This is a genomic window from Roseateles sp. (genome assembly GCF_047654785.1).
GTDB lineage: Bacteria > Pseudomonadota > Gammaproteobacteria > Burkholderiales > Burkholderiaceae_C > Pelomonas.
On the sequence record NZ_JASGKQ010000002.1, the window covers coordinates 310,076 to 331,592 of the forward strand.

Consider the following 21,517-nt stretch of genomic DNA (forward strand, 5'->3'; position numbering starts at 1 on the left):
CGCGTTGCGCAAGATGGCCTCCAGGTTCTACGCATCGGGTGCAGTCGCGGCCCGCGTCCGCACCCGGCAACAGACGGAGGTGTGGACATGGACGTCATCAGCCAGTTCGCCGCGCGCTACGAGCGCGGCCGCGTCGAGGAACTCTCGCTGGAGGACTACCTCGCCGAGTGCAAGCGCAACCCGCTGGCCTACGCCTCGGCCGCCGAGCGCATGCTGCAGGCCATCGGCGAGCCGCAGATGCTGGACACGCGCAACGACCCGCGGCTGTCGCGCCTCTTTGCGAACAAGACGATCAAGATCTACCCGGCCTTCGCCGAGTTCTACGGGCTCGAAGAGGCCATCGAGCAGGTCGTCAGCTACTTCCGCCACGCGGCGCAGGGGCTGGAGGAGAAGAAGCAGATCCTCTACCTGCTCGGCCCCGTCGGCGGCGGCAAGAGCAGCATCGCCGAGCGGCTCAAGCAGCTGATGGAGCGCGTGCCCTTCTACGCGCTGGCCGGCTCGCCGGTGAACGAATCGCCGCTGGGCCTGTTCGACCCCATCGAGGACGGCCCGCTGCTGGAGCGCGACTACGGCATCCCGCGCCGCTACCTGAACCGCATCCTGTCGCCCTGGGCCGTCAAGCGGCTGGACGAGTTCGGCGGCGACATCCGCAAGTTCAAGGTCGTCAAGCGCCATCCGAGCGTGCTCAAGCAGATCGGCGTCTCCAAGACCGAGCCGGGCGACGAGAACAACCAGGACATCTCCAGCCTGGTCGGCAAGGTGGACATCCGCAAGCTCGAAACCTATGCGCAGGACGATCCCGACGCCTACAGCTACAGCGGCGGCCTGTGCCTCGCGAACCAGGGCCTGCTGGAGTTCGTCGAGATGTTCAAGGCGCCGATCAAGGTGCTGCACCCGCTGCTGACGGCCACGCAGGAGGGCAACTACAAGGGCACCGAGGGCTTCGGCGCGATCCCCTTCGACGGCATCGTGCTCGCGCACAGCAACGAGAGCGAGTGGAAGACCTTCCGCAACAACAAGAACAACGAGGCCTTCCTCGACCGCGTCTACATCGTCAAGGTGCCCTACTGCCTGCGCGTCAGCGAGGAGGTCAAGATCTACGAGAAGCTGATCCGCGGCTCGTCGCTGGCCGAGGCCAAGTGCGCGCCGGGCACGCTGAAGATGATGAGCCAGTTCGCGGTGCTGACCCGGCTGAAGGAGCCCGAGAACTCGTCGCTGTATTCCAAGATGCAGATCTACGACGGCGAGAACCTGAAGGACACCGACCCGCGCGCCAAGAGCTACCAGGAGTACCGCGACTACGCCGGCGTCGATGAGGGCATGAGCGGCATCAGCACGCGCTTCGCGTACAAGATTTTGTCCAAGGTCTTCAACTTCGACCCGGCAGAAGTGGCCGCCAACCCGGTGCACCTGATGTACGTGCTGGAGCAGCAGATCGAGCGCGAGCAGTTCCCGAAGGAGCTGGAGGAGAAATACGTCGGCTTCATCAAGGAGCAGCTGTCGCCGCGCTACGCCGAGTTCATCGGCAAGGAGATCCAGACCGCCTACCTGGAGAGCTATTCCGAATACGGTCAGAACATCTTCGACCGCTACGTGACCTATGCGGACTACTGGATCCAGGACCAGGAATACCGCGACACCGACACCGGCGAGGTCTTCGACCGCAGCGCGCTGAACGCCGAGCTGGAGAAGATCGAGAAGCCGGCCGGCATCAGCAACCCCAAGGACTTCCGCAACGAGATCGTCAACTTCGTGCTGCGCGCGCGCGCCAACAACGCCGGCAAGAACCCGCTGTGGACCAGCTACGAGAAGCTGCGCACCGTCATCGAGAAGAAGATGTTCTCCAACACCGAGGAGTTGCTGCCGGTCATCAGCTTCAACGCCAAGGCCAGCGCCGAGGACGCGAAGAAGCACGAGAACTTCGTGCAGCGCATGGTGGACAAGGGCTACACGGCCAAGCAGGTGCGGCTGCTGTGCGAGTGGTATCTGCGCGTGAGGAAGAGCAGCTAAGAAGGCGGGGGTTCGATGTCGCTGCAACAGATCATCGACCGCCGGCTGTCGGGCAGGAACAAGTCCATCGGCAACCGCGAGCGCTTCCTGCGCCGGCACAAGGAGCAGATCCGCGAGGCCGTCAAGCGCGCGGTGGACGGGCGCGGCATCCGCGACATCGAGCGCGGCGACGAGGTGCGCATCCCGAAGAAGGACTTGAGCGAACCCGTCTTCGGCCATGGCGACGGCGGCATCCGCGAGGACGTGCGGCCGGGCAACCAGGAGTACGTCAAGGGCGACCGCATGCCCAAGCCGCAGGGCGGGCAGGGTGGCGGCGCGGGCGGCGGCCAGGCCAGCGATGCCGGCGAGGGCGAGGACGACTTCGTCTTCCACCTGACCAAGGAAGAGTTCATGCAGGTCTTCTTCGACGACCTGGCCCTGCCCAACCTCGCGCGCACGACGCTGGCCGACACGCCGGAGTGGCAGTCGCGCCGCGCCGGCTTCACGTCCGACGGCACGCCGACCAACCTGCACGTCGTCCGCTCGATGCGCGGTGCCCTGGGCCGCCGCATCGCGCTGGGCATGGACAAGCGCCGCGAGCTGCACGAGCTGGAAGCGCGCGAGCAGGAGCTGCTGAAGGAGGACCGCCCGCAAGATTCCAATGAATGGCCGTGCCTGCTCGCCGAAACCCGCGAACGCATCCGCGAGCTGAAGGCGCGCCTGGCCGCCATCCCCTTCCTCGACCCCCTCGACCTGCGCTTCCGCTCGCGCATCCGCGTGCCGGTGCCGACGACCCGCGCCGTCATGTTCTGCCTGATGGACGTGTCCGGCTCGATGGACGAGGCGCGCAAGGACCTGGCCAAGCGCTTCTTCATCCTGCTCTACCTGTTCCTGACGAGGCACTACGAGAAGATCGACGTCGTCTTCATCCGCCACCACACGCAGGCGCAGGAGGTGGACGAGCAGGAGTTCTTCCACGCCACCGAGACCGGCGGCACCGTCGTCTCGTCGGCGCTGGTGCTGATGGAGCAGATCATCCGCGAGCGCTACCCGCCCGCCGACTGGAACATCTACGGCGCCCAGGCCAGCGACGGCGACAACTGGCACCACGACAGCAGCCGCTGCCGCGAGCTGCTGGCGGACAAGATCCTGCCGCTGTGCCGCTACTTCGCCTACGTGCAGGTGGCCGAGCCCGAGCAGAACCTGTGGGAGGAATACGAGACGCTCGCCGGGGACGCGCCCCACTTCGCGATGCGCAAGGCCGTCGAGGCCGCGCAGATCTACCCCGTGTTCCGCGAGCTGTTCAAGAAGGAAGGGACGCATCCATGAGCACGCGAGAGGACCGCCGCCACCCCGAGCGCCCCGCCGTGCCGCCGCGCGGCATGCCCGAGCGCCGCCAGCGCCAGCCGCTGCGCCGGATGCTGCCGCTGGCGCAGCGCCCCGGCCGGCCGCTGCCCTCGCCCAACGACTGGAGCTTCGAGCTGATCGAGGACTACCACGCCGCCATCCGGCAGACCGCCGAGCGCTTCGGCCTGGACACCTACGCCAACCAGCTCGAAGTCATCACCGCCGAGCAGATGATGGACGCCTACGCCTCGGTCGGCATGCCGGTGAACTACCGGCACTGGAGCTTCGGCAAGGAGTTCATCGCCACCGAGCGCCACTACCGGCGCGGCCAGATGGGCCTGGCCTACGAGATCGTCATCAACGCCGACCCCTGCATCGCCTACCTGATGGAGGAGAACACGCTGGCCATGCAGGCCCTGGTCATCGCCCATGCCTGCTACGGGCACAACTCCTTCTTCAAGGGCAACTACCTGTTCCGCATGTGGACGGACGCGTCGTCCATCATCGACTACCTCGTCTACGCGAAGAACTACGTCGCCGACTGCGAGGAGCGCCACGGCCTGGACGCCGTCGAGGCGCTGCTCGACTCCTGCCACGCGCTGATGAACCACGGCGTGGACCGCTACCGCCGCCCGGCCAAGCTGTCGCTGGCCGAGGAGCGCGCGCGCCAGAAGGAGCGCGAGCAGCACGCGCAGTCGCAGGTCAACGACCTCTGGCGCACGCTGCCCCGCAGGCCCGACCGCCCCGACGAGGCGGCCGAGAGCCGCCGCTTCCCCGAGGAGCCGCAGGAGAACCTGCTGTACTTCATCGAGAAGAACGCGCCGCTGCTGGAGCCCTGGCAGCGCGAGGTCGTGCGCATCGTGCGCAAGATCGCGCAGTACTTCTACCCGCAGCGCCAGACCCAGGTCATGAACGAAGGCTGGGCCTGCGTCACCGGCGACACGCTGATCGTCACCGACGCCGGCCTGATGCCGGCGCAGGATCTGGTGGACAGCCAGTTCGACGGCCGCGTGGAGGACGGCAACCGCGTCGTCAACTGGTTCAGCCACCCGAACAAGCCGCGCGTGCGCCTGACCACCCGCCACGGCTATGTGCTGCATGGCGGCGCCGACCACAAGATCCTGGTCGGCGGCCAGTGGGTCGAGCTGCGCTCGCTGCGGGTCGGCGACCGGGTCGAGATCCGGCGCGGGCAGGGCGTGTTCGCCACCGAGCCCGCGCGCATCGACTACGACACCGCCTCGCGTCCCCGCCTGGCAGCGGTCTGCGACCGGCACCAGGTGTCGCCGCACACCTTCCTGAAATGGCAGTCCGGCCACCGCCAGCTGCGCGTCGGCGCCGAGATGGCTGCCCGGCTGCAGGCCTGCCTGCTGGACTGGCAGGCCATCAAGGCCGATGCCTCCCTCCCGCTCACGCTGCAGGGTGCGGACGACCTGCCCCGCCGCCCGGCCACCCTCGACGCCGACCTGGCCGAAGTGCTGGGCCAGTTGATCGGCGACGGCTTCGTCGAGACCTCGCATTCCGGCCGCATCAACCTCACCTCGCAGGACGCGGAACTGCTGGACTTCTTCGAGGCCACGATGCTGGCGCAGTTCGGCCTCCGCGCCCGCCGCCGGCCCGACCGCAACCACTTCAACAGCACCGTGCACAGCGCCGCGCTGGCCCGCGTGCTGGTGAGCCACTTCGAGTTCGCGCAAGGCCCGGGCGCGGCCGGCCGCAAGACCGTGCCACCGCCCGTGCTGCGCTCGCCCGAGGCGGTGGTGTGCGCCTTCCTGCGCGGCCACTTCGACACCGACGGCTGCGTCTCTCAGCAGGATCGCCAGATCATCCTGGTCAGCAAGAGCCTGGCCCTGCTGCGCACCGAGCAGTTGCTGCTGCTCAACCTGGGCATCGTCTGCTCCATCCGGCCCCAGCGCGACGGCACCCACCGCCTGGTCATCACCGGCTCCGACCTGGAGCGCTACGACAGCGCCATCGGCTTCCGGCTCACGGCCAAGCGCCAGGCATTGCGGGCCGTGCTGGCCGCCACCCGGTGCTTCATGGTCAAGCACGACATGACCACCATCGAGCGGGTGGAACTGGACGAAGGCCCGGTGGTGGACTTCAGCGTCGAGAACTCCCACGCCTACAAGGCCTCCTGCTTCATCAACCACAACTGCTTCTGGCACCACACGCTGCTGAACCAGATGTACGACGACGGCTACCTGTCGGACGGCATGATGATCGAGTGGCTCAAGTCCCACACCAACGTCATCCACCAGCACCCGGGCGCACCGCTCAACCCCTATGCACTGGGCTTCGCGATGTACACCGACCTCAAGCGCATCTGCGAGCAGCCCACCGCCGAGGACCGCGACTGGTTCCCCGACATCGCCGGCAGCGACTGGCTGCCGACGCTGGACCACGCGATGCGCAACTTCAAGGACGAGAGCTTCATCGGCCAGTTCCTGAGCCCGAAAGTCATGCGCGACTTCCGCCTCTTCGCCGTGCTCGACGACGAGAGCAAGAGCGACTACGAGATCTCCGCGATCCACGACGAGGCCGGCTACCGCCACCTGCGCCAGGCGCTGTCCCGCCAGTACGACCTCTCCGCGCGCGAGCCCGACATCCAGGTCTGGAACGTCAACCTGCGCGGCGACCGCTCGCTGACGCTGCGCCACCAGCAGCACCAGAACCGCCCGCTGCACGACAGCGCGCAGGAGGTGCTCAAGCACGTCGGCCGGCTGTGGGGCTTCGCGGTCAACCTGGAGAGCGTCAACGGCCGCGGCGACGTGACGCGGCGCTGGAACGTGCCGGCGCAGCCGGGTTGACCGGCATCAGTGCGCCTGGGGTGCCAGCAGCGTGAACCGGCCCCGCCCCAGCAGCTTCCTGAAATCCCGATCGAAGCTGACGAGGTGCTCCCCCGTCTGCTCCACGGCTGCAACCAGCCAGGCGTCGGGCAAGTCGTTGCCGCTCAGCGCCTTTGCCAGGCACAGCCGCTTCAGCAGCGGCCACTCCGGGCCGAGCTGAGCCAACTGCACGCCGGGCACGGCCAGCAGCGCTTCGACGAAGGCCACGGCATCGGCCGTCGGCGTCGGCACCACGAAGATCCTGGGGCTGGTCACCAGCCGCAGCAGGCTGGCCAGCACCATCGGCATCACCGTGAACGCCGCGCCGCCCTGCGCGGTGGCAGCCAGCGCGCCTTCGAGCCAGTCGCGCGCCACGGCGTGGTGCGGATGGTCCGCACGCGAAGCCGCCACCAACACGTTCACGTCAGGCGTCATCGCCCAGGGCCTCCAGCAAGGCCTTGTTGCACTTCGGGTCCACCCCGGCCACCAGGCCGCCGTTGCCGAACACCGGCAGGCGCACCCGGCCACCAGCCGGCTGGGCCGCCCGCGCACGCAGCCGCAACTGCAGCCCCTCCTCGATCAGCCGGGTCAGGCTGGTGCGCTGTTGCGCAGCCAGGGCCTTGGCATCCGCCAGCAGTTGGTCGTTCAGGTCGAGGGTGGTTTTCATGCCATGAATATACAGATTTCTGCATCAATGACCCCTCCTGCCTGCGGCCGCACTGCGGCTGCATCCGGACTTCAGCCGCTGAAGACCTTGCCCGGATTCAGGATGCCCAGCGGGTCCCATGCCTGCTTGATGGCGCGCATCGCGGCCACGGCCTCGTCGCCCGCCTCGTCCACCAGGAAGCGCTGCTTGTGCAGGCCGATGCCGTGCTCGCCGGTGCAGGTGCCGTCCAGCGCGATCGCGCGCGCCGCCATCTGCGCGCTGAGCCGCTCGGCCGTTTCCAGCTCCTCGGGCCGGCCGGGGTCGATCAGATAGGCCATGTGGAAATTGCCGTCGCCCACGTGGCCGACGATGAAATAGGGCAGGCCGGCGGCCTCCACCTCGGCAATGCTGGCCTCGATGTTCTCGGCCAGCCGCGAGATCGGCACGCAGGTGTCCGTCGTCACCGCGCGGCAGCCGGGGCGCATCTGCAGGCCCGACAGGTAGGCATGATGGCGCGCGGTCCACAGCCGCGTGCGCGCCTCGGGCGTGGTGGCCCATTCGAAGGCCTCGCCGCCATGGTCGGCCGCCACCGCCTGCACCACGGCCGCTTGCTCGGCCACGCCGGCCTCGCTGCCATGGAACTCCATCAGCAGCATGGGCGACTCCTTCAGCCCCAGCCTGTCGTGCGCATTGACCGCCCGGACGGCGTTCGTGTCCAGCAGCTCGCAGCGCGCGATCGGCACGCCGAGCTGGATGACCTGCATCGCCGTGCGCACCGCCGCGGCTATGCCGGGAAAGAAGCACACCGCCGCCGACACCGCCTCGGGCAGCGGATGCACCTTGACCGTCAGCTCCGTGATGACGCCCAGCGTGCCCTCGCTGCCGACGACGAGGCGCGTCAGGTCGTAGCCCGCGCTGCTCTTCTTCGCGCGCGAGCCGCAGCGCACCACCTCGCCGTGGGCGTTGACGACGCGCAGCGCCAGCACGTTCTCGCGCATCGTGCCGTAGCGCACCGCGTTCGTGCCGCTGGCGCGCGTGGCCGCCATGCCGCCGAGGCTGGCGTCCGCGCCGGGGTCGATCGGGAAGAACAGGCCCTCGTGCTTCAGCGCCTCGTTCAGCTGCTTGCGCGTGACGCCGGGCTGCACGGTCACCGTCAAATCCTCGGCCGCCACGCGCACGATGGCATTCATGCGCGACAGATCCAGGCTGATGCCGCCCCGCACGGCCAGCAAATGTCCCTCCAGCGACGAGCCCGCGCCATAGGGGATCACCGGCACGCGGTGCCGCGCGCACAGCGCGACGACGCGCGCCACCTCGGCCTCGCGCTCGGCGAACACCACGGCCTGCGGCGGCGGTACGTCGAACACCGATTCATCCCGGCCATGCTGCTCGCGCACCGCCAGCGCGGTGGAGCAGCGCTCGCCGAACTCGGCCTGCAGGGCGGCAAGCAGGGCCTGCGGCAGCGGCGACATCGCGGACATGAATGATTCTCCTGATCCAGATCAGCCGATTGTGTTGCAGCGCCCGCGCGGCGGTGCCAGCATGGGCGACGACCTTCCCGGAGCGACCTCATGGACCTCACCTGGCTGCTGCTGATCCTCGCCGTCGCGCTGCTCGCGCTGGGCGCATTGCGTTTCGACGTGCTCCTGGCCCGCTGGCGCCAGTTCTTCGGCACGCCGCCCACGCCGCCCCGGCCGCCGGCGGGCAGCACCCCCGTGCCCGACCACCCCGGCGCCCATCCGCACGAGGCGCCGCCGCGCAAGCCCGGCTTCCACCGCAGCGGCCGCAGGCATTGAGCGCCCCGCGAAGAGCAGGTCGCCGGTTGCCGACAATGGCGGCCCGCCAACGCCTTCCCCCAACACCATGGGCAACCGCCTTTCGCAGATCGCCACCCGCACCGGCGACGACGGCACGACCGGCCTCTCCGACGGCAGCCGCGTCCCCAAGGACCACCTGCGCGTGCAGGCCATGGGCGACGTGGACGAGCTGAACTCCCAGCTCGGCGTGCTGCTGGCCGAGCCGCTGCCCGATGACGTGCGCGAGCTGCTCGTCACCCTGCAGCACGAGCTGTTCAACCTGGGCGGCGAGCTGTCCTGGCCCGGCGGCGAGTTGCTGAAGGAGGCTGCGGTGCTGCGGCTGGACCAGGCGCTGGCGCATTACAACGAACAGCTGCCGCGGCTGAAGGAATTCATCCTGCCGGCCGGCACGCGCAGCGCCGCGATCGCCCATGTGTGCCGCACGGTGGCGCGCCGGGCCGAACGCGCGGTCATCTCGCTGGCCGCGGCGGAACCGGTCCGCGCCGCGCCGCGCCACTACCTGAACCGGCTGTCCGACCTGCTCTTCGTGCTCGCCCGCGTGCTCAACCGCGCCAACCTCGACGGGCGGGGCGGCGACGACGTCTATTGGCAGAGCGAGCGCCTGAAGCGGCTGGAGGCCGCCGAAAACTGAACTCAGCGCCTGGGCTGCAGCGCCTGCCAGCCCAGCCATGCCCAGCGCAGCGCGCGCCAGAGCTTGCCGCGCCGCCTCGGGCCGGCGGCCGCGAAGGCCGCCGCGCCGCCGCTGGCCACGGCCATCACGAGGGGGCTGGAGAACCAGGCCTTCACCACCAGCACGCGCCGCACCAGGCCGTCGGCGCGGCCTCCCACGTCGTCGAGCGACAGCACCGCCTGCTCGCGCATCAGCCCGGAGGCCAGCAGCAGGTCGGCCTTGCGCTGCGCGCGCGCGGCCGGGGTGGCGGGCAGGCGCGGGATCATGGGCCGGGGGCGCGCCGCAGCGCGTCGGCATCCTCGCGCAGTTCGGCGATGCTGGACTGGAACAGCGTGGCCGGCATCGCCAGCAGCTGCTTGAGCTTGGCCACCGCCAACGCGGCGGCGCCGAACAGCGCCAGCGCCGCGCCGGCGATCGCCAGCAGCCGGTAGCTGTCCCACAGCGCGACGACGACCAGCGTCAGCAGCATCAGCAGCCCGAAGCCGGCCAGCACCGCCGCCAGCACCGCCCACAGCATCAGGCCGGCGATGCGCTCCTTCTCCTCCTGCGCCTCGATGGCCAGCAGTTCGAGCCGGATGCGCCCCAGCGTCAGCAGCGACGCGCCGAGCCGCCGCAGCGGCCCGGAGACGGGTTCGCGGGCGTCGCTCATGCTCGGACGGTGCGCGTCATCTCAACGGCGGCCGATCAGCACGCCCAGCGCCAGGCCGATGGCGGCGGCGGCGCCGATGGCCTGCCAGGGCTTTTCATGCACGTAGTCGTCGGTGGCGACGGCCGCGTCCTTGGCACGGCGCACGGCCACGTGCTGGGCGTCCAGCAGCTTTTCCTTCGCGTTGCCCAGGCGGTCCTGGATGCGTGCGCGCAAAGCCCGGACCTCGCCCTCGGCCTCCTTGCCGGTGGCGCTCATCAGCGAGTCGATGTCGTCCATCACCGCGCGGAAATCGGCAGCCAGTTTTTCCTTCACCTGCGTTGCATCAGTCATTTCGAACTCCTCGGTAGGCATCAGACATGGTTCTAGCCTAACCCCGCGGACCGGGGATGGCATGACCGGCATCAAACGTTGCGCGCTTGTCCTACAAGGCCGCCACGGCCTGCCGCAGCCGCGCCGCATGGGCCTCGCGCAGCGCGGGCGGCGCCAGCACCTCGACCTGGCCGGCGTGGCGCAGCAGGTCCATCAGCAGCTCGGTGTCGTCGACATAGGGCAGGCGCAAGCGCCAGCGGCCGTCGGGCAGGAACTCGCTCTTCTGCGCCGGATGCCATTCCTCGCGCGACACCCAGGCCGCCGCCTCGGCGCTGAACAGCAGCTCGGCCTCGCGCGGCGTGCCGCCGGCGAAGATGCCGTAGCCCTGGTCCAGCTCGGCCTCCAGCTCGGCCAGCGGCACGGCCTTGGCCGCGTCGTCCAGCAGCGTGGCGCTCTCGATGCCGTCCAGCGCGAAGCGGCGGTAGGCGTCGCTGGCATGGCACCAGGCGTCCAGGTACCAGGCATGGCGGTGGTGCACCAGCCGCTGCGGCGACACCTCGCGCACGCCGGCCCCGGCACCCGTCGGATCGCGCTTCTTGCGGTAGCGGATGGCCAGGCGGCGGCGCTTCACGACGGCGCTGCCCACGGTCTCGAAGCAGTCGCCCGCGACGCGCCGCCGCGCCGTGCCGATCAGCTTGACGCGCCGCCGCAGCTCGTCCGCCTCGGCCGCGTCCACGCCCAGCATCGCGGTGACCTTGTCGAACACCGGCTGCAGGTGCCGGCCCACCACGCCCTGCTCGTCCAGCCCGGCCAGCATCTGCTGCATGGTCAGCAGCGCATGCAGCTCGGCCTCGTTGAACCACACGCCCGGCAGCTCGTGCTTGCCGCCGCGCCACTGCTGGCCGAAGCGGTAGCCGTTCTCGGCGGCGTCGTACTCGATGGGCGCGTCCATGCGCCCGCGCAGGTAGGCCAGGTCGCGCTTGAGCGTCGCGGGCGACACCTCCAGCGCGGCCCGCAGCTCGGCGAAGGACACGCAGCCGCGCGAACGGATCAGGTGCTCGATCTTGTAGAAGCGCTCGGTGCGGTCCATGCTGAAAATTTCCCCAGTGTTTCTCCGGTGGATCATCTCATGAGCCACTCGACCGCCACACTGCTTGCAAGGCCCGCGAATCCCCGGCCTGCCTCTCACCCCAGGAGCCCGACATGCAAGCAGCCCTCACCCGCCCGACCGCCGCACGCCCCGCCCTCGTCCAGTACGACCTCGACATGGCGGCCGGCGCGCCCGCCAGCGTCAGCGCCCACGAGCAGGCCGGCCTGGCGCTGGGCCGCGACCACGCGCTGCACGGCGTGACGCCGCCCATCGCCCATCTGTACCCGCAATCGCCGCTGCAGCGCGGCTGGCTGGCCGCGCGCGGCCGCCCGGTGCGCACGCCGGCCAGCCCGCAGGTCGAGCAATGGCTGGCGCTGCGCACCCACGCCTGGGCGCGCGGCCGCAGCTTCGAGGACATCCAGCTCACGCCCCATCACCTCGCGCAGCTGGACACCACGCACTGCCCCATCGGCCGCGAACCGCTGGACGCCGGCAACCGCTCCATCGACCGCGTGCGCGACGACGCCGGCTACGCGGCCGGCAACCTCGCCGTCATGAGCCGGCGCGCCAACCGCGCCAAGGGCTCACACGATCACGAGGCGCTGGCCGACATGGCGGCCCGCTGCGCCGCCGCCCCCGCCAACCGCGTCGGCGGGCTCACCGCGGCCGAATGGCAGCGCCTGGCGGTGCTGAGCAGCTTCGTCACGCCGCTGAGCCATGAGCAGGCCGCCGGCATCCCTCTGCACCTGTTGCCGCCGAACCGGCTGCGCTTGTTCAACCCCATCCAGGCGCTGCAGGCCTTCGTGACGCGCCAGCTCGCCACGCCGGGCTGGAGTGCGCGCCTGGGCCGCCTCGAAGCCCTGTTGCCGACCGATGCGCTGCGCACGGACTTCAACCGCTTCCTGCTCGCGCTGGCCCCGCGCGTGCTGGCCGCCAACGAGCTGCAGCAGCCGCACGAGATCCGCTGGGCGCTGGAAGACGCCTGGGCGCAGCCGCTGGTGCTCAAGCGCTGGATGCGCTTCGCGCTGCAGCTGCGGCCCGAGCAAGCCGAGGCGCTGGTGGAGCGCGCGGCGGCCAAAAAGCCCAGCCCCGTGCACGTGCAGCGCCACGAGGACGCGACGGACGGCTGGGCCCTGTCTACCGGCGGCTATACCGCTTAAACCAGCGAACGGTGCAGGCGGATCTCTTCGATGCGCGCGCCGCCCACTTCCGTCGTGCGGGCGCTGCCCAGCTCGCGCTTGAAGCCGGCCAGCTCGAAGAAGCGCAGCGCGCGCTCGTTGCGCAGATAGCACCACAGCGTGGCCTTGGTGCAGCCTTCTTCCTGCAGGCCGTCGCGCGTGGCGTCCCACAGCGCCAGGCCCACGCCCTTGTCCCAGTGCTCGGGGCTGGCGAACAGCGCCCAGACCTCGCCGGTCGTGGCCGGCGTGCCCTTGTCGCGCGAGCGGTCGAAGCCGGCGAAGCCCATGATCTTGTTGTCCAGGTGAGCCACGATGACCTGCGGCTCGCACAGGTCGATGGCCTCGCGCCAGAAGGCCTGGCGCTTCTGCACCGACATCGCGTCCAGCGCCGCGGCCGGCAGCAGCGCCTTGTAGGCGTCCTGGCTGGCGGCGACATGGATCTCGGCGATGGCCTTGGCATCGCGCAGGGTGGCGGGGCGAACCTGGATCACGGACATGGAACTCTTGGGCACTGACGCGGGGACGAAAGCGCGGGATTGTCCTTGCCCGGCACGGCCGGCCGGCCCCTTGACAGATTTTTTTCCTGCGCTCCAGCCGGCCGCGTTCAGGGCTTCTGCAGCGGCGGGTGCTTGACGGCGTTCATCGCCAGCTTGCGTTCCACCGCGGCTTCCAGGTCCACGCCGCCATGGTCGGCGATCTGCACCAGGTACAGCAGCACGTCCGCCAGCTCCTCGCCGAGGTGGCGGCGCTGGTCGTCGCCGAGCGACAGCGACTGCTCGGGCGTCAGCCACTGGAAGATCTCCAGCAGCTCGGCGGCCTCCACCGTCATGGCCATCGCCAGGTTCTTCGGCGTCTGCCAGGGCTGCCAGTCGCGGTCGGCGGCGAATCGGCGCAGGCGCTGCTGCAGGGCTTGGAAATCCATGCCGGCAGTGTCCGATGTATTCCAGACGGTATTCAAGATTTCAAAGTGGTCATGGTGGTAGAGAGGCGCCGCCGCTGTGGACAAGCGGAAAAATCCCTGGCGCGGCAAGGGCTTGACCCGCGCACAAGCCTGTGCGCCAGGCCCCGGACGGCCGTGTCCGCGATTGGGAACAACTTGGCCGCGGGCCGCCGGCCTGTGGATATCCGGCCAGTTGTCCCGGCGCCGTCCACAGGCTTGCCCCCGCCCGCCGTATGCCTTTCTTTCTTTACCTGCGGCCGGGGCGAAACGGCCGGCCGCCGCGGGGCGCCGGGCTAGAGTGGCGCTCCCCATGCCAGGAGCGTTCATGACCCCCTTCCCCACCCGGATCGCCACGGCCACGGCGGCGCTGTTGGGCAGCCTGCTGATCGCGGGCTGCGGCGGCGGCGCCTCGGCGGACACCACGCCCCGGGCCGGCATCGCCGCGGTGAAGGTCTTCGGCGACAGCCTCCAGGACAGCGGCACCTTCGGCTACAAGTTCACCGTCCAGGGCGGCGACGGCCTGGTCTATCCCGAACGCATCGCGGCCAACTACGGCCTGACGCTGTGCCCCCGCTACGCCGCCACCGGCGCCACGTCCTTCGCCGCCAACCCCGCCGCCGGCTGCACCAACCATGCCATCGGCGGCGGGCGCATCACGCACACCGGCGTGCCGGCCGGCAACCCGCTGAACATCGGCGCGCAGATGGCGGCCGCCGACGGCTTCGGCGCCGCGGACCTGGTCATCATCGACGGCGGCGGCAACGACGCGGCCGACCTCGTCGGCGCCTACCTGGCGATCCCGGGCGACGGCGCCACCACCTACCGCGCGCTGCTCGGCACGCTGCTCGCGCCGGCACAGATCGGCAGCGGCCTGGCCGGCGGCGCCGCCGGCACCGCGGCGCTGGGCGGCGACTACATGAAGGCGCTGGCCGACAAGTTCTACGCCGACATCAAGGCCGGCGTGCTCGACCGGGGCGCGACCCACGTCGTCGTCATGAACATCCCCGACATCAGCTTCACGCCGCGCTTCCAGCAGGTGCTGGACGGCATCGCGGCCGCCGGCGGCGCCGCCGCCCGAGCCGCCGCGCAGGCCACCTTCCAGGGCTGGATGACGGCCTACAACACCCAGCTCGCCGCCCGGGTCGGCGGCGACGAGCGCGTCGTGCTGGTCGACTTCTACCAGGCCTTCCAGGACCAGGTCGCCGCGCCCGCCCAGTTCGGCCTCAGCAACGTCAAGACGCCCGCCTGCCCGGCCACCGGCATCGGCGGCGACGGCCTGCCCAGCTACACCTTCACCAGCTGCACGGCCGCCGCGCTGTCGGCCAGCATCCCGGCCGGCGCGGCCGGCGGCGCCGACTGGTGGAAGACCTATGCCTTCGCCGACGGCTTCCACCCCACGCCCTACGGCCACCAGCTCACGCAGCAGCTGATCGCCAAGGCGCTGGCCACCAAGGGCTGGCTGTGAACCGCGGCGCCCCGCTCCCGAAAGCCCTGCGCATGACCCTCCCCACCCGCCTGGCCGCGCTGGCCGCCCTGTTCGCCGCCGGCAGCGCCTCCGCGCAATCGGCCGGCAGCGTCGTCGTCTACGGCGGCGCCGCGCAGATCACGCCCCGCGTCGACAGCGGCGACCTGACCGCCCCCAGCCTGGCCGGCACCCGGATCGGCGTGAAGCAGGCCAGCGCCTTCATGGGCGGCATCACCTACTACTGGACCGACCACATCAGCATCGACCTGCCCCTGTCCACGCCGTTCAGGCATGACGTGGTGGGCGCCGGCGCCATCGACGGCGTGGGCCGGCTGGGCACGGTCAAGTCGCTGCCCGCGACGCTGCTGGCCCAGTACCGCTTCGGCAGCGCCGGCAGCGTGCTGCGCCCCTTCATCGGTGCCGGGCCGACCTATGGCTACTTCTTCAAGCCGCGCGCCACGGCCGCGCTGTCCGGCATCACCGGCGGCACGGCCGCCCAACCGACCACGCTGTCCATGAAAAGTCGGCTGGGCGCTACCGTGGAGCTGGGCGCGGCGTGCAGCCTCGGCGGCGACTGGTCCGCCAGCCTGTCGGTCGCCAAGACCTTCATCAAGACCACCGGCAGCCTGTCCACCGGCCAGACCATCGAGACCACGCTGGACCCGGTGTCCATCAAGTTCGGCATCGGCTACCGGTTCTGAGCCGGCCTGGCCCACCCACCTCGACTGGGCGGGCCGCGCCGCTCCGATCGCGCCCGGCGCCGGCCTACACTGCCGGCGGCAGGCGCAGGCGGCTGCGCACCACACCAAGGACCATCATGAGTTTTTTTAGCAAGATCCTGAACAAGCTCGGCTTCGGCTCCGGCAGCGCCGCCCCTGCGGCCACGCCCGACGCGGCGGCTTCCGCCCCGGCGGCGGCACCGGCGCCGGTGGCGATCTCGGAAGTCGACGTCGTCGCCCAGCTGGAAGGCCTGGCCGCCAAGAACCCGCAGAAGCTGAACTGGAAGACCTCCATCGTCGACCTGCTCAAGCTGCTCGACCTGGACAGCAGCCTGGACGCCCGCAAGGGCCTGGCCGTCGAACTCGGCTGCCCGGCGGACAAGCTCGGCGACTCCGCGCAGATGAACATGTGGCTGCACAAGACCGTGCTGCAGAAGCTCGCGGCCAACGGCGGCAACATCCCGAAGGAACTGCTCTGAGGTATTGAGCCCCCGCCCGGGCTTGCGCCGGCTGGGCGCCGGCAAGCCCGGGCGGCCTCCCGAGGGGGCGGCGATGCTCGCGGGGGGGTCCCCGTTCCCCGCTCGCACATCGCCTGCGGGCCGGCTTGGGAGCGGCCCGGCGCTCGGCCCGCAGGAGCCAAGTCCCGGCCGCCGGTCACGCCGGCATCAAGCGATGCCCACCACCTTGTGCATCTGCACGGACAGCCGCCATTGCGGGTGTTGCATGCAGTAGCGCACCGCGGCCTGCGTGTGCTCGCGCTGCAGCACCGAGTCCATGGGCTGCAGGAAGAAATGCTGGAAGTCCAGCGCCGCGAAGCGCTCCGGCGGGGCCAGCGGCTGCGGGTAGACCAGCTTCAGCTCGTGGCCCGAGGTCAGCACCAGCGGCGCGTCCGCTTTGGGGCTGACGCAGATCCAGTCCAGCCCCGGCGGCGCCGGCTGGGTGCCGTTGGTCTCGACGGCCACCTCGAAGCCGCGCGCGTGCAGCGCGTCGATCAGCGGCGCGTCCAGCTGCAGCAGCGGCTCGCCGCCGGTGCAGACGACGTAGGGCCTGCCGCCGCCGGGCCAGGCCCGGGCGACGGCGTCGGCCAGTGCGTCTGCCGTGGCGAACTTGCCGCCGCCCTCGCCGTCCGTGCCGACGAAGTCCGTGTCGCAGAAGGTGCAGACCGCCTTCTCGCGGTCCTGCTCGCGGCCGGTCCACAGGTTGCAGCCGGCGAAGCGGCAGAACACCGCCGCGCGGCCGGCCTGCGCACCCTCGCCTTGCAGCGTGTAGAAGAGTTCCTTGACGCTGTACATGTCAGCCCCTCGTCCGTCGAAATACGCCGGCCGGTTCCCCGAGGGGATGCGATTCGGCTTGCGGCGGCCCGGCGCTCGAATCGCGCGTCATACCGGGATCAACTCTTCCGAATCGGCCCGGCTGACGATGGCGCCCGAGCCGCGCGTCTCGTACAGGTCCACGCGGTCGATCTGCGGCAGCACCGCGCCGCCCTCGCGCAGCACCCAGGCCGCCAGGCTTGCCGCGTCGCCATCCGGCAGGTTGGCGATCTCGAACAGCGGGTGGTGGTCCAGCCGCTTGAAGATCGGGTTGAACAGCGCCTTCACGTCGCCGAAGTCCACCGTCCAGCCCATCACCTGGTCCAGCGGCGCGGCCAGGTGCAGGCGCAGCGTGAAGGTGTGGCCGTGCGTGCCCGCCAGCGGGTGGCCGGCCGGCGCGTGCCGCAGCCGCACGGCGCTGTCCAGCGTCATCTCCTTCCAGATGCGGTAGCTCTGGCCGTTGAAGTTGGCGCCGCTGGAGCCGGTCTCGTAGACGGTCACCCAGCTCAGCTCGGGCAGCTGCGGCCGGAGCCGCTGCCACAGCCATGCGGAGAGGTTCTCGCTGGTCGGGTTGGCGAGCCCGTCGATGTCGTTCAGGCAGCGGTAGTTCAGCGCGAAGTGCAGCGGCGCCCAGGTCTCGTCGAGGCGGTCGTAGTCGAGGGCCAGGTCGCGTTCGCCCAGGTCCGCGTTCGCATGCAGGATCACCTCGAAGCCATGGCCGTGCATGCGGCCGCACTGGTGGCCCGCCGGCACATGGGGCAGCTGGTGCGCGGCCTGGAAGCGGTAGCGGCGCCACACGTGGGCGCGGCCGGCGCCGTCCAGGTCCACGCCGCTGTGCGTGGTGCTCTGCACGCCGACCTGCACGATGCCGGGCACGTCCAGCCGCGCGCGCAGCCAGCGCGCCAGGTTCTCGTCGGTGGGTTCGGCGAGGTGGTCGTTCAGCAGCGCGTGGTCCAGCGGCGCGACGGTGGCGGCCATGCGCGCGCGCAGCGCCTCCACCTCGCCGCCGGCGAAACCGCCGCGGGACGCGGCCCAGCCGGCGGGCAGCGCCGTGCGCACGGTGGCGAAATAGCTGTGGCCATGCAGCCCATGGCTGCGGTGGGAGGCGGGCAGGGCGGGGATGCGGCAGGCCGACTCGAAGCCGGCCGAGGCGCAGTGCAACACGGACAGGGACATGGCGCGATTGTCGCGCCGGGCCGCGCGGGCGGGCCCCGCGCCCCGCCCACACCTGCTCAGGCGGCCGGCGGCGCGCGCAGGTCCGTCACGCGCCGGCCGCGCCTGGACGCGGCCGAGCGCAGATGCACCAGCGACTCCACGCGCTTGAGCAGCTCGCGGTCGTTCCAGGGCTTCTTGAAGATGCCGTAGACGCCCTCGATCTGGCCGACGCGGCCGTGCAGCTCGTCGTGGCCGGTGATGGCGATGACGGGCAAGTCCTCGGTGGCCAGGCTGCCGTGCACGTCGGCGATCAGCTCGAAGCCGTCCTTGTTGGGCATCTCCAGGTCGGTGATCAGCACCGCGATCTCGGGCCGGGCCTCCAGCTCGGCCAGCGCCTCGTTGCCGTCGTTGACCTGCAGCACCGCGAAGCCGGCGCCCTCCAGCAGCCGGCGCAGCTTGGCGCGCACCACGGCCGAGTCGTCGGCGATCAGCAGCGTGGGCGGGCCCTCCGGCATCGCGGGCGCCACCGGCGCGCTGTTGGTTGGGGCCCGCATCGGCGTGGGCGCCGTGACGAAGGCGCTGGCCATGGACGGGCCGGCGTGCGGCGAACGCGGCAGCGGCGGCAGCGCGACGGGCGGTGGCGGCAGCGGCGTGCCGTACTCGCGGGGCGGCTGGTAGTCGTCACGCTTGAAGGCGGCGATGAGCACGATGATGGCCAGCGGTACCGCGATCAGCACTGGCATCAGGTAGGCGCCCAGCAACTCCTGCAACTCGTGAAACATCTCTCCATCCCCTGTGTGTAGGGCGGTCAGCCTAACATCCGCCCCCCGGCCGCACCATCGAGGAAAGCCGGCATTCCTGCACGAAGGCGGCGCGCATCAGAACGTCAGGATGAAGCAGGCGCCGCCGCTCGGCCGCTTGGCGTGGCGCACCGTGCCGCCGAGGCCGTGCACCAGTTGCCGCACGACGGCCAGGCCCAGGCCGCTGCCGCCCTCGCGCGTCGTGAAGAAGGGCGTGAAGATGCGCCCCTCCAGCCCTGGCGCGACGCCCGGGCCGTTGTCGGCCACCGTCAGCCGCAGCCGCGCGCCGCGGCTCAGGCTGGCGGCGATCCGCAGCTGCGGTGCCGGCCGGCCGGCGCAGGCCTGCAGCGCGTTCTGCGCCAGGTTGATGAGCACCTGCTCCAGCTGGGCCGCGTCGGTGCGCAGCGCCAGGCTCCCGGGCTCGACCGTGACGGCCACGCTGCCGCCGGCGGCGGTCCAGGCCGGCGCCACCAGGCGGCGCACGGCCTCCAGCAGCGGCAGCAGCGGGGTGTCGGCCAGCGTGGGCGCCGGGGGCTGGCTGACGCTGCGGTAGTGCGCCACGAAGGCCTGCAGGTGCGCCGCGCGCCGGGCCAGCGTGGCGAGCGCGGCGCCCAGCTCCTCGTGCTCGCCGGCTGCCAGCAGCGACGGCGCGCTGGCGGCCAGCGAGGCGATCGGCGTCAGCGAGTTCATGATCTCGTGCGTCAGCACCTGCACGAGCTGGCGCCAGGCGGCCAGCGCCTCGGTCTCCAGCTCGGACTCGATGGGCGCCAGCGCCGCCAGCCGCCAGGGCTCGCCCCGCACGGTCAGCGCCGCCACGGCCAGCACGGCGCGCTCCTCGCCGTGCTCGGTGGGCAGCGTGACGACGCGCCGGCCGGGCGCGGCGTCCAGCAGCGCGAGCAGCGCCGCCGGCTCGACGGCGCGGCCCGGCGCGGCCAGGCGGCGGGCCGCCGCGTTCAGCGCCAGCGGCGCGCGGCCGGCCGCGAGGCGCCACAGCGCGAGCGGCGCGTGTTCGAGGGCCGCGTCCAGATCGGGCCGAGGCGTGGGCGGCGGGTCGGGCGGCGGCGGCGCGGGCCGGTGGGCGAGGCGGCCCAGCGCCGCCCAGCCCAGCGCGGCGGCCGCCAGCCCCGCGATCGCGCAGGCGGCGAGCAGGCGCGGCGACTGCTGCACCGCGACGGCGCCGGCCGCGCTGGCGGCCAGCACGGCGGCGGCCAGCGCCACGCGCAGGCGTTCAGAGCCCATGCTTTTCCAGCCGCCGGTACAGCGCCGCGCGGCTCAGGCCCAGCAGCTTGGCGGCCTGGCTGATGTTGCCGCCGGCCTGGGCCAGCGCGGCCTGCACGGCCTCGCGCTCGCGCCGGGCGAGGTCCAGGCCGGGTTCGGCGAGGGGCGCGGCGTCGGCCAGGCCGAAATCGGCGAAGCCGAGCACCGGCCCGCGCGCCAGCAGCGTCGCGCGCTCGCAGGCCTGGCGCAGTTCGCGCACATTGCCGGGCCAGCGGTGGGCGCACAGCCGCGCCAGCGCGTCGGGCGCGAGTTCGACCGGGCGCTGCGCGAACCGTGCGAGGTAGTGGCGCAGCAGCAGCGCCACGTCGCCCGCGCCGCGCTCGCGCAGCGGCGGCACGCGCAGCACGACGGTGTTGAGCCGGTACAGCAGGTCGGGCCGGAAGCGCCGCGCGTCGAACAGCTCGGCCTCGGGCGCATTGGTGGCGGCGATGACGCGCACGTCCACCGGCACGGGCCGGTCGCTGCCCAGTGGCGTGACTTCGCGGCGCTCCAGTGCGGCCAGCAGCTTGGCCTGGCCGGCCAGCGGCAGGTTGCCGATCTCGTCGAGGAACAGCGTGCCGCCCGCCGCCGCGACGAAGCGCCCGGGCCGCGCCTCGCGCGCATCGGTGAAGCTGCCGCGCCGGTGGCCGAAGAGTTCGCTCTCCACCAGCGCCTCGGGCAGCGCGCCCATGTCCACGGCCAGCAGCGGGCCGGCCGAGCGCGGCGACGCGTGGTGCAGCGCGCGCGCCACCAGTTCCTTGCCGACGCCGTTCTCGCCGAGGATCAGCACGCCGGCCTCGCTTCGCGCCACCTGCGCGATCTGCGCGCGCAGGCCCTGCATCGCGGCCGAGTCGCCGAGCAACTCGCCCGCTGCGGGCGCCGGGGCGCGGCCCGCCAGCGCGGCCTGCACGCAGGCCACCAGCCGCTCGTTGGCCCAGGGCTTGGTGATGAAGTCCGCCGCGCCGTATTTGAGCGCCTGCACGGCCAGCTCGACCTCGGCGTAGGCGGTCATGACGACGACGGCCGGCGCATCGCGGCGCGCCACCACCTCGCGCAGCAGCGCCAGCCCGGCCGCGCCGTCGCTGGCGCCGGGGCTGAAGTTCATGTCCAGCAGCAGCACGTCGGGCGCGATCCCGTCGAGCGCGGCGGCCAGTTCGCGCGGGTCGTGGCGCACGGCCACCGGGCCCAGCCGGCGCAAGGCCAGCCGCGCGGCCAGCGCCACGTCGGGGTCGTCGTCGAGGATGAGGATGCCAGCCATGAGAGGGCGCGACTCTATGTCGCCGGCCAGCGGCAGGGAAGCCGGTGTCCGGAAGCGGACAGTGCGGGTGTCCGCTGGCGGACAGTCGCGGCG

The 21,517-nt window shown here is 71.4% G+C and carries 23 protein-coding genes; 9 read left to right on the forward strand and 14 right to left on the reverse strand.

The features are described 5' to 3' along the window. Positions 1-87: 87 nt before the first annotated feature. The 3 genes from QM788_RS06080 (at position 88) to QM788_RS06090 (ending at position 6,143) form a co-directional block, all read left to right on the forward strand. Positions 88-2,010, forward strand: a complete 1,923-nt coding sequence (locus QM788_RS06080; protein ID WP_415660586.1) for a PrkA family serine protein kinase — start codon at positions 88-90, stop codon at positions 2,008-2,010. A gap of 15 nt (positions 2,011-2,025) precedes the next feature. Beyond that, positions 2,026-3,318, forward strand: coding sequence for a YeaH/YhbH family protein (locus tag QM788_RS06085; protein ID WP_415660587.1), 1,293 nt, complete (start codon positions 2,026-2,028; stop codon positions 3,316-3,318). A gap of 89 nt (positions 3,319-3,407) precedes the next feature. Then, positions 3,408-6,143, forward strand: a complete 2,736-nt coding sequence (locus QM788_RS06090) for a SpoVR family protein (RefSeq protein ID WP_415661165.1) — start codon at positions 3,408-3,410, stop codon at positions 6,141-6,143. A 6-nt stretch (positions 6,144-6,149) separates the two neighbouring features. On the opposite strand, the gene QM788_RS06095 is transcribed toward QM788_RS06090, so the two are convergent. The 3 genes from QM788_RS06095 to QM788_RS06105 all read right to left on the reverse strand — a co-directional run bounded on the left by QM788_RS06095 (position 6,150) and on the right by QM788_RS06105 (position 8,288). Next, the gene (locus tag QM788_RS06095; protein ID WP_415660588.1) at positions 6,150-6,596 is read right to left on the reverse strand and encodes a TA system VapC family ribonuclease toxin; all 447 of its coding nucleotides are present in this window, start codon (positions 6,594-6,596) and stop codon (positions 6,150-6,152) included. Beyond that, positions 6,586-6,828 (reverse strand): DUF6364 family protein, encoded by a 243-nt coding sequence (locus tag QM788_RS06100; RefSeq protein WP_415660589.1) that lies wholly within the window; start codon positions 6,826-6,828, stop codon positions 6,586-6,588. The genes QM788_RS06095 and QM788_RS06100 overlap by 11 nt, the downstream gene beginning before the upstream one ends. Before the next feature lie 71 nt (positions 6,829-6,899). Beyond that, the gene (locus tag QM788_RS06105) at positions 6,900-8,288 is read right to left on the reverse strand and encodes an FAD-binding oxidoreductase (RefSeq protein ID WP_415660590.1); all 1,389 of its coding nucleotides are present in this window, start codon (positions 8,286-8,288) and stop codon (positions 6,900-6,902) included. Positions 8,289-8,378: 90 nt separating this feature from the next. Between QM788_RS06105 and QM788_RS06110 the strand changes: the two genes are divergently transcribed. After that, complete coding sequence (locus tag QM788_RS06110; RefSeq protein ID WP_415660591.1) at positions 8,379-8,603, forward strand: hypothetical protein; 225 nt, start codon at positions 8,379-8,381, stop codon at positions 8,601-8,603. Positions 8,604-8,670: 67 nt separating this feature from the next. Then, on the forward strand, positions 8,671-9,255 hold the full coding sequence (locus tag QM788_RS06115; protein WP_415660592.1) for a cob(I)yrinic acid a,c-diamide adenosyltransferase: 585 nt from the start codon (positions 8,671-8,673) through the stop codon (positions 9,253-9,255). A gap of 2 nt (positions 9,256-9,257) precedes the next feature. Here QM788_RS06115 and QM788_RS06120 read toward each other — a convergent pair whose 3' ends face one another. From QM788_RS06120 to QM788_RS06135, 4 genes are all read right to left on the reverse strand, one after another. After that, entirely contained in the window at positions 9,258-9,560 is a 303-nt protein-coding gene (locus QM788_RS06120; protein ID WP_415660593.1) for a hypothetical protein, read from the reverse strand. Then, on the reverse strand, positions 9,557-9,943 hold the full coding sequence (locus QM788_RS06125) for a phage holin family protein (protein WP_415660594.1): 387 nt from the start codon (positions 9,941-9,943) through the stop codon (positions 9,557-9,559). The genes QM788_RS06120 and QM788_RS06125 overlap by 4 nt, the downstream gene beginning before the upstream one ends. 21 nt (positions 9,944-9,964) lie before the next feature. Continuing rightward, complete coding sequence (locus QM788_RS06130) at positions 9,965-10,273, reverse strand: DUF883 family protein (protein ID WP_415660595.1); 309 nt, start codon at positions 10,271-10,273, stop codon at positions 9,965-9,967. Between the two features lie 91 nt (positions 10,274-10,364). Then, complete coding sequence (locus QM788_RS06135; RefSeq protein WP_415660596.1) at positions 10,365-11,342, reverse strand: helix-turn-helix transcriptional regulator; 978 nt, start codon at positions 11,340-11,342, stop codon at positions 10,365-10,367. Positions 11,343-11,455: 113 nt separating this feature from the next. Here QM788_RS06135 and QM788_RS06140 point away from each other — a divergent pair, with 113 nt between their 5' ends. Further along, positions 11,456-12,502: a hypothetical protein gene (locus tag QM788_RS06140; protein ID WP_415660597.1), complete on the forward strand. Its 1,047-nt coding sequence runs from the start codon at positions 11,456-11,458 to the stop codon at positions 12,500-12,502. On the opposite strand, the gene QM788_RS06145 is transcribed toward QM788_RS06140, so the two are convergent. Beyond that, positions 12,499-13,017 (reverse strand): GNAT family N-acetyltransferase, encoded by a 519-nt coding sequence (locus QM788_RS06145; protein ID WP_415660598.1) that lies wholly within the window; start codon positions 13,015-13,017, stop codon positions 12,499-12,501. The genes QM788_RS06140 and QM788_RS06145 overlap by 4 nt on opposite strands. 107 nt (positions 13,018-13,124) lie before the next feature. After that, positions 13,125-13,442: a nucleotide pyrophosphohydrolase gene (locus tag QM788_RS06150; RefSeq protein WP_415660599.1), complete on the reverse strand. Its 318-nt coding sequence runs from the start codon at positions 13,440-13,442 to the stop codon at positions 13,125-13,127. A gap of 343 nt (positions 13,443-13,785) precedes the next feature. On the opposite strand from QM788_RS06150, the gene QM788_RS06155 reads away from it, so the two are divergent. The 3 genes from QM788_RS06155 (at position 13,786) to QM788_RS06165 (ending at position 16,123) form a co-directional block, all read left to right on the forward strand. Further along, positions 13,786-14,925, forward strand: a complete 1,140-nt coding sequence (locus QM788_RS06155) for an SGNH/GDSL hydrolase family protein (protein WP_415660600.1) — start codon at positions 13,786-13,788, stop codon at positions 14,923-14,925. 32 nt (positions 14,926-14,957) lie between these two features. Continuing rightward, complete coding sequence (locus tag QM788_RS06160) at positions 14,958-15,626, forward strand: OmpW/AlkL family protein (protein ID WP_415660601.1); 669 nt, start codon at positions 14,958-14,960, stop codon at positions 15,624-15,626. Positions 15,627-15,742: 116 nt separating this feature from the next. Next, on the forward strand, positions 15,743-16,123 hold the full coding sequence (locus tag QM788_RS06165) for a DUF3597 domain-containing protein (protein ID WP_415660602.1): 381 nt from the start codon (positions 15,743-15,745) through the stop codon (positions 16,121-16,123). A 186-nt stretch (positions 16,124-16,309) separates the two neighbouring features. Here QM788_RS06165 and queE read toward each other — a convergent pair whose 3' ends face one another. From queE to QM788_RS06190, 5 genes are all read right to left on the reverse strand, one after another. Beyond that, entirely contained in the window at positions 16,310-16,936 is a 627-nt protein-coding gene (gene queE, locus QM788_RS06170; RefSeq protein WP_415660603.1) for a 7-carboxy-7-deazaguanine synthase, read from the reverse strand. An 87-nt stretch (positions 16,937-17,023) separates the two neighbouring features. Continuing rightward, a complete protein-coding gene (locus tag QM788_RS06175; protein ID WP_415660604.1) occupies positions 17,024-18,130 on the reverse strand; it encodes a 6-carboxytetrahydropterin synthase in 1,107 nt (368 codons plus the stop codon). A gap of 56 nt (positions 18,131-18,186) precedes the next feature. Further along, on the reverse strand, positions 18,187-18,891 hold the full coding sequence (locus QM788_RS06180; protein WP_415660605.1) for a response regulator: 705 nt from the start codon (positions 18,889-18,891) through the stop codon (positions 18,187-18,189). A 96-nt stretch (positions 18,892-18,987) separates the two neighbouring features. Then, positions 18,988-20,148 carry a sensor histidine kinase gene (locus QM788_RS06185; protein ID WP_415660606.1) on the reverse strand — a complete coding sequence of 387 codons (1,161 nt, stop codon included), beginning with the start codon at positions 20,146-20,148 and terminating at the stop codon, positions 18,988-18,990. Continuing rightward, on the reverse strand, positions 20,138-21,424 hold the full coding sequence (locus QM788_RS06190) for a sigma-54-dependent transcriptional regulator (RefSeq protein WP_415660607.1): 1,287 nt from the start codon (positions 21,422-21,424) through the stop codon (positions 20,138-20,140). Before QM788_RS06190 ends, QM788_RS06185 begins: the two co-directional genes overlap by 11 nt. Positions 21,425-21,517 lie beyond the last annotated feature (93 nt).